Origin of the sequence: Sphingobacterium sp. CZ-2, from assembly GCF_004526235.1 — a bacterium.
In the GTDB taxonomy this organism is placed as follows: domain Bacteria; phylum Bacteroidota; class Bacteroidia; order Sphingobacteriales; family Sphingobacteriaceae; genus Sphingobacterium; species Sphingobacterium tenebrionis.
In genome coordinates this window covers 2,622,077-2,637,278 of sequence record NZ_CP038159.1, presented here as the reverse complement: position 1 = coordinate 2,637,278, position 15,202 = coordinate 2,622,077, and the positions used below count along the sequence as shown (strand labels likewise).

The window sequence follows — 15,202 nt, the reverse complement described above, 5'->3', positions numbered from 1 at the left end:
ACCTATATAAAAATTATGATTATGACATGTGATGAATTAAAACGAATACCGCTAACATCTATTTTACAACACCTACAGATACCATGTACCAAATTAAACAGCCGTGAAGCATGGCTCAAAAACCCGTTCAATGGAGGTAACGAAAAAACACCTTCAACAAAAATTGACATTCATAGAAACATCTGGTATTCTCATTCGGAAGGTTACGGTGGTAACAACATCGATTTTCTTATGAAATTTTTGAATACAGATAACCTATCAACAATATTAGATTGGGCTGATGAAAGAAAAAATATCTTTTCTTTTCACCAGCAAACCGTATTAGACAAAACTCCGATCATCCAAGATGAAAATGATCGGAGTTACACCATACTCGCTGTAAAACCTCTCAAAAACAAAGCACTAACGGATTACCTGACTAATGTTCGTAAAATAGATTTAGAAATTGCCACAAACTATTGTCAGGAAATCTATTATCGTACAGCAAAAGGACAGATATTTTTTGCAGTATGCTTCAAAAATGATTCAGGTGGGTTCGAACTGCGCAACAGCTACGACAAACGTTCGCTACTAACTAAGGATATTACCACAATTGACAATAGCAATAAGGACGTTGTATTGCTTGAAGGGTTTACCGACTGGCTTTCCTATATGACTTTAAAAAAGAACGCTGGTAAGCCGTATTTAGACGCCAATTACTGTATCCTAAACACGACAGCGAACCTCCAAAAATCATTCCCGTTCCTCCAGCGACATAATATCATAACAAGTTATATGGACGCAGATATGAGCGGTTTAAATGCTTATAATTTTTTAAGAAGTCATTTTGAAAACACACATGTCTTAAAAAATGGAATGGAAAAATTGCAGATAAAGAATTGTGAAATAAAAGATGTCAATGACTATCTCATCCAGACCTTAATTAGAGATGAAAACAACAAAACACAAAATGGGAGAAAGTTATCGAATAGGTAAGAAGCAAGGTTGTGTTTTGGTGACCCCAAAACCGATAAGCTCCCGATGGTCGCAGCGAAAAAAGAACATCATGACAGACACAAAGAACAAAGGCGGTAGACCCGCACTGGAAAATAAAAAGCGGTTTAGGATCAATGTCCGTTTCGATGAAACGGAACATAAAAAGGTTCTGCATAATGCAGAAACCGCAGGCATGAGCAAATCAGAATGGGTACGTAAAAGTGCGATCCTTCGCAAGATCGTGCCGAGGTTTACACAAGAACAGTTGAAAGCGTTCAGGGCAATCACAGGAGCTTCGAACAACCTCAACCAGTTGACAAAGAAAGCCCACCAAACAGGATTGCTTGACGTGGCAACGGAGTGCCGGAATACGATCAGCCACATCAACCATTGTATCGATAAACTACTGCGCCATGATAGCGAAGATAATTGAGGGGAAATCATTCGGCGGATGTGTGGGGTATGTGCTGAAAAAAGACAGTGAGATCATCCACGCTAACGGACTGCGGACGGATTCGGCTAAGACCATTGCACAGGATTTTAATTTTCAGCGGATGCTGAACCCCAGATTGGGCAAGGCAGTCGGGCATATTATTCTCTCATGGAATACCGATGACAAGAACATGCTGAACAAGGACATCATGGTGTCATCCGCCAAGCGGTATCTCTCCAAAATGGGGATCAAGGATACACAGTGTCTGATGGTCAGACATCATGACCGCAAACACGATCACATCCACATCATTTACAACCGTGTGAACGATTATGGCAAGACTATCTCCAACAGCAATGGGAGGTACAAGAGCTTTAAAGCCTGTAAGGAACTCAATGCCATGTATGGCTTCAAGCAGTCCGAGGGCAAAGAGAATGTCAACAGAGGACGGCTCAAAGGTAACGACAGGACAAGATACCAGATTTACGATACTGTCAAGGCAGGTCTACGCCACAGCAAAAACTGGGCTGAACTGGAAAACTATATACGGTACAGGGGTGTGGAAATCCAGTTTAAGTACCGGTCGGGAACAGATGAAATACAGGGCGTTTCATTTTCCAAGAACGGACAGGTATTTCAGGGTTCTGCCGTAGACCGTTCGTTGAGCTTCGGACAGATCGACAAGGCATTGAACGGGATCGATAACGTACAGGAACAATTCCACAAGGTGGAAAGCAACGTTTCGACAGGTCACCTGACAGATACCAGTATCGGCGAAACTATCGGTGATATAGCATCCGCTTTATTCTCGATCCCCGAAATTACACCAGAACAGAAAGATCCCTTTATCAAAAAGCGAAAAAAGAAAAAGAACAGTAATTTAAAACGTTAGAAATTATGCAGACAGAACTGGAAAACATCAAACAGCAGGTCGATTCCCTACAGGAGAACACAGACCTCATTACGGAGGATATTGTACGCATCATGCCGACCATTGTATCGTTGCTCTCGGCAAATGAAAAAGCGATGCAGGAATTTCACGATATGCGTGCAAAGGATCAGGAACATCTAACCCAGATAAAAGCCTTTATCAAACAGGAACACGACATCTTATCCAAGATCATCAAGGATTACGGCTCTTTGGAAGATTTAGCAAACAGGAGTTCCGAAGCAACACGCAAACACCTTTCAATATTGACTGAAAAGGAAAATGAAATAGTTGCCAAATTATCCAAGATACCCGACAGCGTGAATATAAAACACGTTTACGGTGTTGACCTTAAATCCACACCCGTGATTATTATCATGATATTATTTTCGGTCATTATTTCATTGGGATTAGGTATGTTACTGGAAAAGGATCGACAGATCGGTGATAAGACATCGTATGAACTTCGTTACCGGATGATGACTTTGGAAATGCCAGATATTACTGCGCACATCGATTCCGCATACTCTCTAAACTCTGATAAATTCCACGATTTGGTGATTAAAAGAGAAGAGGAAAACAAACTATTATACAGTATAGATAGGAGGCGAGAAGAAATCAAAAAGCTAAAAGAGGTTGAATAACGGCTACGTATTGGCGATGGTGGGGTATTTGAAAAACGTCAGCCCAACATATGCACAAATGCACAATAGAATTACAAATGTTGAGTTTACAACTGTCAGCCCCACTATTGCCAATACGATGTTAGCAACCGTTTTTATTCCGTTGCTTTTAAAAAGTCAAACCATTTTCTGATTGCAATAGATGCAGATATTTCAGCGTTATTTTGATGGTCTGCATTTTTGGTGATGTCTGAATGCCAAACCAATTGTTTGTTTTGTTCATGGTTCAATGTTTCAATCATTTCCGTGTATCCACTTTTCATTTTGTCATTTTCTTCGCCCCCGATGCTCAAATACAGAAATGAGTTCAAATTTTGGTTTTCTGCAAGAAAGTCCGAAGTTTTTTTCACAATTAAGTTATCGTCTCTCCACAAAGCAGGGCTAAAACAAAACCTACCTGCAAATAAATCAGGTTTGTAAAGCAGAGAGTAGATTACTAAAAGTCCGCCTCTTGAATTTCCTGCAAGTAAACGAATTTTTGAAACCGAATAATTTTTCTCTATATATGGGAAAAGCTCTTTTTCCATAAATGATAAAAAGTAGTCTGCTTTTCCTAATGGACTGTTTTTTTCGTCTATATCCATTCTCATATAAGGTGGCGTATAATCTCTTTGTCTCCCTTTTCCACTCACATTTGGAAGCCCTACAACAATCGTTTCAGGAATATAACCAGCCGTTGATAAAATGTCGAACTTATTGGCTATGTGTTTGTCCTGTGAACTTCCGTCAAGTACGTATATTACAGGATAATCCTTGTTCTTGTCGTAATATCTCGGAAGATGGATGATGATTTCCCTGTCTTCATTCAATATTTTTGAATGAATTGTAGTTTGAACAACAGATTTAGGATAGGATGGGCTACCTGTTAAATAGGAAAACAGAACTATAGAGATTGCTGATATGAGTGTTATAGCAATTAAAACTAAAAGTGTTTTTTTCATTTTATAAAAGATTTATTTTCGGACAAAATTATCCTTAATAAACCTCTTCCGCTACGTCATTACTGCGTCATTTTTACGACAATTGCTTAATTTACAATATATTAGGAATTGAAGGGTAGATTTCAGTGTTTTGTTCCTTTAGTCGTGTAGCGTTTTTGATAATGAAGTACACATTAATCATCAGAAGGATTATATAGGCAATTACCACCATCGGAATTCGACCAGATACAAATTGCCCTGTTATCTTATAATGCAGAAAATGTGTTACTAACAAAATTGTTAATGAGAAGATAAACCACAATATTTGAAAACTAATAACTTTTCGTCCTTTTTGATTAACTAAAAGGTTATCCTTGTTCTGCCTCCACAAAATTGTAGGAATAATAATATTTAAAAAGGGTATCAAAATACCTAATAGTGCTGAAGAATTAATTAAGTTGATTTTTGACAGATTTTCTTTTGGCAATTCAGGGTTGGTCTTAAATTCCAATTTTTCTTCAGGCAAATCCAAAAAATCAGCGATTACTTTTAAGGTGTACGGTCTTGGGGTGGTTTGACCGTTTTCTATTCTTTGAACAGTGCGTATTGAAATTCCACAATTATCAGCAAGTGACTCCTGTGAAAAGCCTTTGCTTTTTCTTTGTAAACTTATTTTTTCGCCAAGTGTCATTTTCTTTGTTCGATTGTTTTAAAATGGTTGCTAACGGAAAAAGTATTGGCGAAGGACGGGCTACCTTGCAGAAAATTTCAAAGGAAACCGAACCTGAGCAAAATGCTTTTTCAGATTTCTAATTTACGAAAAAAAGAAATATGAAAAGCAATTTTGCGGGTTTTGTTAACTGAATTCTCAAAGACAATATTCACCCCGTCTTTTGCCAATACACTGTTAGCGGAAGTTTTTTATTTTTTGCGCTACAATGAATTCTATTGTTGAGACCAATTCTTGAACATTTAGATTCATAACATAGTTTGAATAATAGGTGAGTTCCTTTATCGGAGAGTCAGAAACACTAAATGTATCAATATCAAGATTTTCTAGTTTAAATGCTCTTGGAATTTCAACTTTATAAATTTCTTGCAAAAAACTATTGAATTCATTAATATTTAAATTTCTATTATCTAAATGATGACCTAATGAAATTATTTCATCATTCGGATTTTCTATGATTGAATAGGGTATTCTAAAATTTCGATAAGTATTTAAATAGGGAAAGTGGAGAAACTCCAAACTTGCTTGGAAAGCACTATAATAGATGTAATAGTTTATTGCTACATCACTTTTTTTCTCTAACTCTCCAATGATTGCCATCTTTTCGTATATAGTCCTTTTTAATTCTAGGGAATCGAAAATGTATAGATCATAACTTTGGTTAGAGCAGTCTCGCAATAATGAAAATGCTTTATCAAATTCCTTTCTTTCAATTAATATATCAGCTTTGAATAATAAAATTTCGACTTTCTCTTTTGTGTTGTTATAAATCTTGTCAAGATTTTCATCTATAAATTTTAATGAATAATCGGCGCTAATTTGATAAATCAAATTAGATGTTGGTAACACATTTTCGATTTTATCTTTATCTGCATATTTTTCAAGATTGTAATTTACAAATTCATATATTTTTACCTCTATAACATTAAATTTATGTGAGTAATCTATATATCTACTTAAAATTGACAACATATCTTTATATTCGAAGTCATTACTTTGAATAAATTCAAGTAAGAATTGATAAACAGTTTCAATTTCTTGTTTTTTAAGTTCATTTGTTAAAAAAGTCTTGAATTTAGAAACCTTGTAATTTTTATCTCTAAAGTTGTATTCCATATCGAGTCTCATTAAAATTTCCGCTAACGTGCCGCGTATTGGCGATGGGCGGGATTTTTAGCACTGAACTTTAATCAAAGAACAGAAGTTGAATTTTGCACTTCCGTTGATACGAAGCCGTTCAGCCCGCCTATTGCCAATACGATGTTGTACGACGTAGTTATGTTTTGGGTTTTAGTCCAGCTAAATATTTTCGTATGTCATTTTCTAATTTATCCGGGTATTTGTACTCTAATTTTTTTGACAATTCAGTTCCTATTTCTGAAACTAAATCAGTCATTGAAAATAGAGCAGTCCAATTTTCCTTTATATCGCTCCCTGAAAATGTTTGTTCTGTTTTAGCCCACATTTCCTGGTTAAGATACTTTTTGAAAAGTCGTCCATATTTATTGGTCGTTATGTTCCAATTGTGTTCACTTGCAATGTGCCATTCAATTAAAGGAATTAAATATTCTGTGCGAATAACGGTTTCCGACATAAATTTCGCATAGAATATTTCATCTCTCACAAGACACTTTGCCACGTAAGTTGTGTCCCACCAAAAATCGTTTATTAGATTTTGAAACTCTTTTTCAGACGGTTTTTTGATAATGGAAATTTGATAAGTTGGTTTCAGCATTTGCTTTGTAATACCATCTTTATCAATTAAAATTTTATAACCAATATCCCAATCTTCTGGTAATTCTTTCTCTTGCGTTTCCTTTATAAATTTTGATTTGCTGTAAAGTTTAAAATCTACTTTCACACCGTCTTCATAAAGTAGCATTTTCATTGCGTGTTTATGGTTAAAACAACTTTCGTCTTCTTCAATCATAGCAATTGGATTTCCGAATTTAAGCGTCCAGCTTTTGTCTGAAATGTAATTTGTATTATCCTCAAAAACAAATTCAATGTCTAAATCACTAAATTCGTCAACAAGTGCTAAAGGATTTACAAGTGAACTTGTCAGAAGAAGAACTCTTACATCTTCGTTTTTCTCCGACCATTCTATAATTGTTCTTAACTTTTCTTCTCTGACTTTCATTTTGTTTGGTTCGGTTTTACTATGTCGTACAACATCTGTTTTAACGAAACGAATATACGGAAAATTTCGCTTAACCAGCCCTATATACGTGTTTCGTTATTTGACTTTTCTTTCTACATAAGATATTGATATATTTGTATTTAAAAAATAAAACCGCACAAATAGCGAAACAAAATATTATAAAATACTATTTCCCTGATATGAATAGCGAAATCATACTTGAAACCTTCGAAAAGAGATTGCTGATGCAGAGATATGCTGGCAATACCATTAGATCGTACAAGGATTACGCTAGTATATTTCTTAAACATGTTAGCAAATATCCCTCCCTTGAAGAAATTCCACTGTCAGATATTGAGGCGTTTATAAACGAAAAAGTTCAAAATGGGAAAATTAGTGTTTCCTATCAAAAAGGATTAGTGGGCGCAATCAAGAAGATGTACGAACTGATATTGGACAAAAAAATCCAACTGGATTACTTATACCCGAAACGCTCATTTTCTAAATTACCTAAATTCTTTTCAAAAGAAGAAGTAAGAAATATTCTCGACAGCACTCAAAATCTAAAACACAAGGCTATTCTGATGACAATCTATAGTTGTGGACTACGTCTTAGCGAACTGTTGAATCTCAAAATCAAAGACATAAAATCTTCCGATGGAATTATCAGAATCCATCAAAGCAAAGGTAATAAAGATCGGATTGTATCATTACCAGACAAATTGCTGGCGACTTTGAGACATTATTATCAAGCATTCAAGCCAAAGGAGTACCTCTTCGAAGGTGAGAAGGGTGGCAAGTATAGCGAACGAAGTGTACAGTTGATTCTGAAAAAAGCATTGATCAAAGCAAATGTTCAGTCGGAAGGCTCTGTACATACATTGCGACATTCTTATGCCACACATTTAATCCAATCAGGTATCGATATCCGAATTGTAAAAGAGTTATTGGGTCATGAAAATATAAAAACGACTATGATCTACACTCATATCACTGACATAGACAAGCAAAAGACTCCTAGCCCTCTTGATTTTTTATAAGAATAAGATGAACTTTTCACGCTCTGTAGAAACAAGCATTATGCTCCAATCATTCTTTAAGAAGGGTTATTCTTCTAGCTTAACTTAACTTTGCTTAGGTTATTGAATAATCAATATTCAGATATAATTTGTCCGAAATGTGTCCGAAAAAAGAAAAAGCCACTGATTATCAGTGGCTTTTGTCGGGGTGGCAGGATTCGAACCTACGACCTCCACATCCCAAATGTGGCGCGATACCGGGCTACGCTACACCCCGAAAAGGTATCACCTTTGTTTTGTGTGGCACAAATATACAATCTTTACCCGTCACCTTCAAGCCCCTCATTAAAACATTAAATTAATCCCTTGATTAGTTGGACAATAATTTAACATTCACAATCATCAAACCCTAAAACCTATCCTCTTTATACAAATATTCAATAAACTAACACAAATCCCCATGTATAATTGTTGTTAATAAGACATAAGAATTGATGGTAAAATTTGGATGCTGTAGATAATTAACCGAAGTTTGAAACATAATAAAATTGAAAGACATGAGATTCAGCATAGGGTGTATAATGCTTGTATTATTTTTTGCAAGTTGTGTGTCCAACAATGAGAACAAAACGGACTCTTCGGATATCCGAATCGTTGATGGAAAAGAACACGTACTTACCAAAGCAGAAAAACTAGAAGACTTTATCCTGGCATTGGATTCAAGCGATGTGAACAGCGTAAGCAAGGTCACTGCAAAATTCAAGGAACTTTTCGAAGATAAGGAGGATACCTTGATGAATGATCAAGGCGTTTCCATCATCTTGGACTACTTGGATAAAGTTTCCCTTTATGCCAATCGGAATGTATTCGATGATAAAACAAATTATGAATCCTTAGTGGGAATTGAATTTGATGGCGGAAAGAAATCCGTTCCATCAGAATTGGAATCTGTTTATAAAGCCATCAATAGCAACGGCTTCCGCGTAAGGCAATCAGAAGGGATGTTCAGCCTTCAACAAAACCCATTCTACCTTCAGGAACAGTTTTACCCTTATATCTCTTCCAACTTCGAAATCTACCTTCAGCAATTAGGAAAAGAGAATATGGAGGGGTATGCGGAAGATGCGGCCATCGCCATTCCCTACCAATCTTTGGTGCAAAGGGTGATCTGGTGGGAAGATTTCTCAAAAGCAACACAAAACACCGTTGTAGGGCAAGAGGCAAAAGAGCAATACAACAGGTATTTTACTACCCTTACCATTGGTATGGACAACACTCCGGCCATTGAAAGTGAACAGATAGCCGCTTATTTTCAGGATGCCTATAACTACCTGGAAGATTTTGCACCGCAATCGCAAACCTATCAGCGCCTAAAAAATTATATCGCGTTATTGGAATCCGAAAAGATTGATTCAGCAAAAGCATTGGTACCCGGAATCCTGAACGAACAATAATTAGCTATTTCCCATTCCATGGCTAGATCCCTTTCCCGTCCTCCTAAAACTGTCGATTTGCATGCTGAGGCTTTTATCGGCGATTTAGATAGTTACGAAATTGATGAGTTATTGGCGGAAAGCCTAGATCATTTGAGAGAAATGCTGGATGCCGCAATCTATTGGGGCTATCCCGAGATCAAATTTATCCATGGTAAAGGTAAGGGAATATTAAAAAAGATGGTTTATGAAGAATTGCAGTACTATAAAAGTACCGGTTCCATTAGCCATTACCACCCATCCTATCAAAACGAAGATATTGTTGTTGTACAAATCGGTGTTTAAGAAAATAGATCCTTCAGTTAATTTAACTGTTAAAAACTCCCTATAACACCTTAACGCGATACACCTGGAAAGGGTATTCTACCTTATCCTCACCATTATTCCAGTTTGGAAGCAACTGCATCTGCGCACAGGAGAAATAAAGATATCCATCAGATCCTACACCTAGCGAATCTGGCCAGATCAATCTACTATCCTGAACGACCATTTCTAAATCTCCTTCTGGAGTCAATCTTCTGATCGAGTAATCCAAGGAAGTCGTCAGATAGATATTTCCTTTCTTATCCGCTACCAAACCATGTGTAATGCCAACTTCCCCCATATCTTCTACTTTACTGATTAGTTCTTTTTCAGATAATTCTGTATCCCCCAAATATTTCGTTTCTATTCGATAGAGATGATGGGCATTGATGGGTTTAAAATAGAACCATTTATTATCCTTTGTCAATGCAATTCCATTCACATTCGATTTGAATGGATTGCCTTTCGCATCCCGCATTTCCTTGCCCTGATAAGAAAGAACAACCTTCGGATCTGCCTTCGTAAATCGGCTGTTTTTGAGCACGGTCCTTGTCTTGCCTGTTTTTAAGTCCAACACCACAATTCCCGCTTGACCCGGATCTGAAAAGTAAGCCATGTGCTTTTCTGTATCCACCCGAACATCATTCAAAGCAGACTTTTCCTTGTCCAAATCTTCAAATACATATTTAGAAACCGCATTCTGATCAGCAAGGTCGATTCCATAAAGGGTGAATTTACCACCTTCTTTTTCATCTGAACTTCCTTTTCCAAAAATGGAGCTGTTGGAGGCAGGTTTTGAATCCAGTACCCATAGCACATCTTTTGTATCTACATAAATATCCTGAACATTGATAAAATCAGTTTGTTTCAGGATAGGATCCTTGCCATTTTTAGCAGAAGGAAAAGCAGTACGCTTACCATTCACGATTTCGGCCAAACCCATAGTATAAGGCTCTCTTTTTGGGAAGGAAACAAACACCCGATTATCCGAACTGACGGAAACACCTATGGGCTGCGATTTATCAAAAGAAGAAACCACTTCTAATCTGGGATCCTTTAGATTATTTAAGTCTTTATTCTGGGCAGAGAGAGGATTGTTCATGGCAAAGTAAATTAACATACTCGAGGCAAAATATTTGGGAATTTTGAGATAGTCCATCTGAAATTATTATTGAAGATTATACAAGATTTTGTATAATAGAACAAAAACCAGGAGTATTTGTTCAAAAAAACTGCCTTTATTGGAATTATAAAGGCAGTTTTTCTGACATATAAATTGATTATTTAGCGGGGGTAATCGTGATTTTGCGGAACTCTATTGGTCCATGATCACCTTGGATATAAATCGGTCCAGGTTCGCCTTCCTTGCTATCCAACGCGCCACCCGTAATTCCAGGGATTTCCTGATTACTGATCACCGTTTTTCCATTCGCTACGATGGTCACCAATCTTCCAACCAAGGTAATTTCCATTTTCTGCCATTCATTGGGTCCCAAAGCCACCATCTCATTTGGCGCTAAGAAACCATAAACACCTGCAAAAAACAAGGCTCCAGGATGTCTATCTTTAGGAGAGTCCTCGATCTGAACTTCGTAACGACCTCTTAAGTATAAGCCTGAATTACTGCCTTCTGGATACCTAAACTCCACATCGATCTTGAAATCATCAAATTTCTGCTCGGTGATCAGGTTGGCACCAGCTGCTTCATTGGTCAGGATACCATCCTTTACTACCCATTTATTGTTCTCATTCGATGGTTTCCAATTCGTCAGATCCTTACCATTAAACAGTTCCACTGGAGTTCCCCAAGTAGGTGCATTCGCACGTACAAGATAAGGCGCTTTAACACCTGTAAAGCTATACTTTTCGCCTTTGTTCGAGGTAATCGTACCTTTCAGTTCGCCAGCGGCCAATTCTCCTTCAATAACGAAATCACCTTCACCACCTTCCCATTGTGGAGGAATGGCAAAAGTGAACTTTCCATTGGCCAATTTTATATGTGAGATTGGACGGCTACTGCCACTATCCCCTACCCAATATCCTACCAACGTAGAGAAACCGGATAATTTGATTTCAATCCAGGAAGGAACTTGATTTCCACCTTTATCAACGGTCAAATCCCATCTTCCCAAAAGGTCTTTGGATTCTTCTGGAATGGTTTGTGAGGCTGGATTATGCACTTCTTCTTCTTTTTTCTCTTGCGCACCAGAATTACATGATGTTAATGTCATTCCTAACATCCCTGTAAATGCTAGTCCATAAGCTAATTGTTTGATCATCTCTTATTTATTGTTTTTTTTATACGATATAATATTGTTCCCAACCTTTTTTAGGTGGTGGCCCCATCAGGAGCGCATTCGCAAATTTATCATTCACGATCTCTTTTTTCTCCCGATCGAATTTAAATGTCGTGTTTAATCTTTGTGCTATTACGCCCAAGCAGAACACTTGGCTTAAAGGCCCAGCAATTTCAAAAGGCGAACGCGCTTTTTCCTGCCCCATACAGGCTTTCAGGAAATTCGCAAAATGGTTGGAAGGCGATTTCGCTACTTCCGGTAATTTTGATGCCATATCTTGCGCCTTTTCCTCTGGAATGGTACTCAATGTACTACCATGGGACCCTCCTTTGAACGTTAAATCCTTGGAATATATTATTTTACCAGGATTCAATTTGGCAGGTTCCATTTTTCCGGTACTTGGTGGCGGAATATTGGGATCCAGACCAGAAACGCCATACCCATTGGGAATAGGCGGCAGGTTATCCAGACCATCATACCACATGATATCCAAAGCAGGCATGCGCTTACGTTTCGGGAAACTGAATTTTAAAGTAGAAGACATCGGAAAAAAGAAAGAATTATGACCATCCAATTTTATGGCCGAAACTTCCGATGGTAAGCCCAGGTCCAAAAACTCATGGGCGGTATCCAAAATATGGGCTCCCCAGTCACCTAAGGCTCCCATTCCAAAATCAAACCAGCAACGCCACTGGCCGTTGATAAAATCCTTGTTGTAATTATGTCCTAAAGTCTGCATCTGCCACAGTTCCCAATCCAATGTACTTGGAATTGGTTCTGCCGTGGGAAAATTCTTCATGTTCACATCCCAGCCATGCCAACGCCTAGGCATGTTCATATGCCCTACAATCTGTGTTACATCCTCAATGATGCCTGCATCCTTCCACGCTTTGAATTGGAAATAGTTGGCTTCTGAATGTCCCTGGTTACCCATTTGGGTCGCCAATTTAGGGTTTTTCTTTGCTTTGGCCATCATCAGTTCCACTTCCTGGAACGTCCTTGCCATTGGTTTTTCTACATATACATGCTTACCCAGATCCAGGGCCATCATGGTAATCGGGAAATGCGAAAAATCGGGCACTCCGACGGATACCGCATCGATCTGATTCCCCATCTTATCAAACATCACGCGGAAATCCTGAAAGCGAGGAACCTCCGGAAATTTCTCTAGAATTGCCTGAGTATGCTTTGCACCCATATCGGTATCACAAAGCGCCACAATATTACAAAGCCCGGTCTTGTGGAATTCCAAAAGAATCTCCGCAGCCCTGTTTCCAATCCCTACAGCCGCTAAATTAACGCGCTCATTGGGTTTGGCCATTAAGATATTGCCGATGCCACTATGGGCCAATGTTACTGCTCCCCCAGCAATTACCGACTTCTTAATAAAACTTCTTCGGGAAAAATGATGGTTCATCATTTGAACGTCTAGGTTTATGTTAATTTTATGATTATATCTTAAAATTAAAAAAAAATCCTAATTTCGGTATCATTTGTTGACATAATCATAAACCTGTTACACATATTCTCATGTTAAATCTAAAAAGACCTCGTAGCCTATTTTTTAGCTCCTGTTTAATTCTTGGATTATCTTCGGTAGGCATTTCCTGCAGTACGACCAAATCTTCAGGTGGCAGCGGCAATTGGAAAGACTTGTTTAATGGCAAAGACCTTAGTGGCTGGAAAACAGCCGGCGGTAATGCCAAATATTTGGTAGAAGATAATAGTATCGTAGGGGTGATGACCAAGAAAACACCTAATTCTTTTTTGGTTACGGATAGGGAATATGGCGATTTTATCCTGGAGTTGGATGTTAAACTGGAAGGGAATAGTACCAATTCGGGCATTCAGACGCGGAGTCATATCGATCCTAAAGGGAATAATGGCAGAGGAAGGGTGTATGGTCGGCAAGTAGAAATCGATCCTACGGAGCGTGCCTGGACCGGAGGTATTTATGATGAAGGAAGAAGGGAATGGTTATATCCATTGGATCTGAATCCAGTGGCACGGAATGCGTATAAAACGGAGGAATTCAACCATGTGCGGATTGAAGCCATTGGGAATGAGACGAGGACTTGGATCAATGGAGTTCCGACATCGTATGTAGTGGATAGTTTGGATGCTACTGGGTTTATTGCGCTGCAGGTACATAGCATACCGGATAATTTGGATGGAAAGAAGGTTTATTTTAAGAATATAAAAATCCAGACGGAGAATCTGAAACCCAAGGCTTTTCCGAAAGAGGTTTATATCGTGAATACCAATGCCAATCAATTGAGTAGGGATGAGCAGGCGAATGGGTATAAGCTGTTGTTCAATGGAAAGGATCATGCTGGTTGGATAAGTGCGAAAGGAAGTAAGTTTCCGGAGAAAGGCTGGAATATCAAGGATGGGATTATCTCCGTGCAGAAATCGGATGGTGGAGAATCTACGAATGGTGGGGATATTATTACGGAAAAGCAGTACAAGGCCTTTGATCTGTCCTTTGATTTTAAATTGACACCGGGGGCGAATTCAGGGGTGAAGTATTTTGTGACCTTGAATGAGAAGACTGCTGGATCGAGTATTGGACCGGAATATCAGATTTTGGATGATGCTTTGCATCCGGATGCAAAATTAGGAAAGAATGGGAATAGGACCTTGGCGTCGTTATACGATCTGATTACTTCGGATCGGAACCCAAGACCTCGTAAACCGATTGGGGTATGGAACAGGGGAAGGATCGTGGTGGAGCCTAATAATAAGGTTACTTATTATTTGAATGGGTTTAAGATGTTGGAGTTTGTGAGGGGATCGGAAGAGTTCAGGAAATTGGTGGCCGGAAGTAAGTATAAGGATTGGGAAAGGTTTGGGGAAGCAGAGCAAGGCCATATATTGCTGCAGGATCATGGAGATAATGTTTCTTTTAGAAGCATAAAAATCAAGGAGCTGAAGTAGCGTCATTGCACCTTTCTTCCCGTCATTGCGAGGCACGAAGCAATCCTCCACGTCATTGCGAGACCACCGTCATTGCGAGGCACGAAGCAATCCTCACGTCATTGCGAGGAACGAAGCAATCTTTGAACTTGTCATGCTGAGCGTAGTCGAAGCATCTGTTCGTGCACTAGCGTAGAGATCCTTCGGCTTCGCTCAGGATGACAAAAAGAAACGCCTAGGATGACAAACAGTACCGAATAGAGCGACAAAAAATACCATTCAATAAAACAAAAAAAGGCACGACGAAAGATTGCTTCGTCGTGCCTCCTCGCAATGACGCGATGGGCTTCTTGCCATGCCATGCC

Annotated in this window: 15 protein-coding genes and 1 tRNA gene; 8 read left to right on the top strand and 8 right to left on the bottom strand. The window is 38.5% G+C overall.

The genetic code is table 11. The features are described 5' to 3' along the window. Positions 1 to 21 precede the first annotated feature (21 nt). From E3D81_RS11675 to E3D81_RS11660, 4 genes are read left to right on the top strand one after another with little or no spacing between them, the layout of a single operon-like run. On the top strand, positions 22 to 975 hold the full coding sequence (locus E3D81_RS11675) for a toprim domain-containing protein (protein ID WP_134777492.1): 954 nt from the start codon (positions 22 to 24) through the stop codon (positions 973 to 975). Further along, positions 950 to 1,408: a plasmid mobilization protein gene (locus E3D81_RS11670; protein ID WP_245153208.1), complete on the top strand. Its 459-nt coding sequence runs from the start codon at positions 950 to 952 to the stop codon at positions 1,406 to 1,408. The genes E3D81_RS11675 and E3D81_RS11670 overlap by 26 nt, the downstream gene beginning before the upstream one ends. Continuing rightward, on the top strand, positions 1,389 to 2,300 hold the full coding sequence (locus E3D81_RS11665) for a relaxase/mobilization nuclease domain-containing protein (RefSeq protein ID WP_134777491.1): 912 nt from the start codon (positions 1,389 to 1,391) through the stop codon (positions 2,298 to 2,300). The genes E3D81_RS11670 and E3D81_RS11665 overlap by 20 nt, the downstream gene beginning before the upstream one ends. Positions 2,301 to 2,305: 5 nt before the next feature. Then, a complete protein-coding gene (locus E3D81_RS11660) occupies positions 2,306 to 2,980 on the top strand; it encodes a hypothetical protein (protein WP_134777490.1) in 675 nt (224 codons plus the stop codon). A 134-nt stretch (positions 2,981 to 3,114) separates the two neighbouring features. Here E3D81_RS11660 and E3D81_RS11655 read toward each other — a convergent pair whose 3' ends face one another. The 4 genes from E3D81_RS11655 to E3D81_RS11640 form a co-directional block, all read right to left on the bottom strand. Beyond that, positions 3,115 to 3,960, bottom strand: coding sequence for an alpha/beta hydrolase (locus E3D81_RS11655; RefSeq protein ID WP_134777489.1), 846 nt, complete (start codon positions 3,958 to 3,960; stop codon positions 3,115 to 3,117). 91 nt (positions 3,961 to 4,051) lie between these two features. Continuing rightward, positions 4,052 to 4,630, bottom strand: coding sequence for a helix-turn-helix domain-containing protein (locus tag E3D81_RS11650; protein WP_134777488.1), 579 nt, complete (start codon positions 4,628 to 4,630; stop codon positions 4,052 to 4,054). Positions 4,631 to 4,846: 216 nt separating this feature from the next. Next, complete coding sequence (locus tag E3D81_RS11645; protein WP_134777487.1) at positions 4,847 to 5,785, bottom strand: hypothetical protein; 939 nt, start codon at positions 5,783 to 5,785, stop codon at positions 4,847 to 4,849. Positions 5,786 to 5,945: 160 nt separating this feature from the next. After that, positions 5,946 to 6,809 carry an aminoglycoside 6-adenylyltransferase AadS gene (locus E3D81_RS11640; RefSeq protein WP_003013318.1) on the bottom strand — a complete coding sequence of 288 codons (864 nt, stop codon included), beginning with the start codon at positions 6,807 to 6,809 and terminating at the stop codon, positions 5,946 to 5,948. A 134-nt stretch (positions 6,810 to 6,943) separates the two neighbouring features. Here E3D81_RS11640 and E3D81_RS11635 point away from each other — a divergent pair, with 134 nt between their 5' ends. Beyond that, positions 6,944 to 7,849 carry a tyrosine-type recombinase/integrase gene (locus E3D81_RS11635; protein WP_134777486.1) on the top strand — a complete coding sequence of 302 codons (906 nt, stop codon included), beginning with the start codon at positions 6,944 to 6,946 and terminating at the stop codon, positions 7,847 to 7,849. A gap of 182 nt (positions 7,850 to 8,031) precedes the next feature. On the opposite strand, the gene E3D81_RS11630 is transcribed toward E3D81_RS11635, so the two are convergent. Continuing rightward, a tRNA-Pro gene (locus tag E3D81_RS11630) sits at positions 8,032 to 8,105 on the bottom strand. Between the two features lie 280 nt (positions 8,106 to 8,385). Between E3D81_RS11630 and E3D81_RS11625 the strand changes: the two genes are divergently transcribed. Beyond that, a complete protein-coding gene (locus tag E3D81_RS11625) occupies positions 8,386 to 9,282 on the top strand; it encodes a hypothetical protein (protein ID WP_167554277.1) in 897 nt (298 codons plus the stop codon). Positions 9,283 to 9,300: 18 nt separating this feature from the next. Next, positions 9,301 to 9,606: a Smr/MutS family protein gene (locus E3D81_RS11620; RefSeq protein WP_134777484.1), complete on the top strand. Its 306-nt coding sequence runs from the start codon at positions 9,301 to 9,303 to the stop codon at positions 9,604 to 9,606. Between the two features lie 40 nt (positions 9,607 to 9,646). Here the strand turns inward: E3D81_RS11620 and E3D81_RS11615 are convergent, their stop codons facing one another. The 3 genes from E3D81_RS11615 to E3D81_RS11605 all read right to left on the bottom strand — a co-directional run bounded on the left by E3D81_RS11615 (position 9,647) and on the right by E3D81_RS11605 (position 13,341). Continuing rightward, positions 9,647 to 10,726 carry an SMP-30/gluconolactonase/LRE family protein gene (locus E3D81_RS11615; protein ID WP_245153207.1) on the bottom strand — a complete coding sequence of 360 codons (1,080 nt, stop codon included), beginning with the start codon at positions 10,724 to 10,726 and terminating at the stop codon, positions 9,647 to 9,649. A 178-nt stretch (positions 10,727 to 10,904) separates the two neighbouring features. Further along, positions 10,905 to 11,903 (bottom strand): DUF1080 domain-containing protein, encoded by a 999-nt coding sequence (locus E3D81_RS11610; RefSeq protein ID WP_134777482.1) that lies wholly within the window; start codon positions 11,901 to 11,903, stop codon positions 10,905 to 10,907. 19 nt (positions 11,904 to 11,922) lie between these two features. Continuing rightward, positions 11,923 to 13,341 (bottom strand): Gfo/Idh/MocA family oxidoreductase, encoded by a 1,419-nt coding sequence (locus tag E3D81_RS11605; RefSeq protein ID WP_134777481.1) that lies wholly within the window; start codon positions 13,339 to 13,341, stop codon positions 11,923 to 11,925. 110 nt (positions 13,342 to 13,451) lie between these two features. On the opposite strand from E3D81_RS11605, the gene E3D81_RS11600 reads away from it, so the two are divergent. Further along, complete coding sequence (locus tag E3D81_RS11600) at positions 13,452 to 14,858, top strand: DUF1080 domain-containing protein (protein WP_134777480.1); 1,407 nt, start codon at positions 13,452 to 13,454, stop codon at positions 14,856 to 14,858. The last annotated feature ends 344 nt before the right edge of the window (positions 14,859 to 15,202 follow it).

Excerpts from the sequence above, each read along its gene's own strand:
- E3D81_RS11620 (WP_134777484.1), top strand. The coding sequence starts at position 9,301 with ATGGCTAGATCCCTTTCCCGTCCTCCTAAAACTGTCGATTTGCATGCT.
- E3D81_RS11675 (WP_134777492.1), top strand. The coding sequence starts at position 22 with ATGACATGTGATGAATTAAAACGAATACCGCTAACATCTATTTTACAA.
- E3D81_RS11665 (WP_134777491.1), top strand. The coding sequence starts at position 1,389 with ATGATAGCGAAGATAATTGAGGGGAAATCATTCGGCGGATGTGTGGGG.
- E3D81_RS11605 (WP_134777481.1), bottom strand. The coding sequence starts at position 13,341 with ATGATGAACCATCATTTTTCCCGAAGAAGTTTTATTAAGAAGTCGGTA.
- E3D81_RS11645 (WP_134777487.1), bottom strand. The coding sequence starts at position 5,785 with ATGGAATACAACTTTAGAGATAAAAATTACAAGGTTTCTAAATTCAAG.
- E3D81_RS11600 (WP_134777480.1), top strand. The coding sequence starts at position 13,452 with ATGTTAAATCTAAAAAGACCTCGTAGCCTATTTTTTAGCTCCTGTTTA.
- E3D81_RS11670 (WP_245153208.1), top strand. The coding sequence starts at position 950 with ATGGGAGAAAGTTATCGAATAGGTAAGAAGCAAGGTTGTGTTTTGGTG.
- E3D81_RS11610 (WP_134777482.1), bottom strand. The coding sequence starts at position 11,903 with ATGATCAAACAATTAGCTTATGGACTAGCATTTACAGGGATGTTAGGA.
- E3D81_RS11655 (WP_134777489.1), bottom strand. The coding sequence starts at position 3,960 with ATGAAAAAAACACTTTTAGTTTTAATTGCTATAACACTCATATCAGCA.
- E3D81_RS11615 (WP_245153207.1), bottom strand. The coding sequence starts at position 10,726 with ATGAACAATCCTCTCTCTGCCCAGAATAAAGACTTAAATAATCTAAAG.
- E3D81_RS11650 (WP_134777488.1), bottom strand. The coding sequence starts at position 4,630 with ATGACACTTGGCGAAAAAATAAGTTTACAAAGAAAAAGCAAAGGCTTT.
- E3D81_RS11640 (WP_003013318.1), bottom strand. The coding sequence starts at position 6,809 with ATGAAAGTCAGAGAAGAAAAGTTAAGAACAATTATAGAATGGTCGGAG.
- E3D81_RS11660 (WP_134777490.1), top strand. The coding sequence starts at position 2,306 with ATGCAGACAGAACTGGAAAACATCAAACAGCAGGTCGATTCCCTACAG.
- E3D81_RS11625 (WP_167554277.1), top strand. The coding sequence starts at position 8,386 with ATGAGATTCAGCATAGGGTGTATAATGCTTGTATTATTTTTTGCAAGT.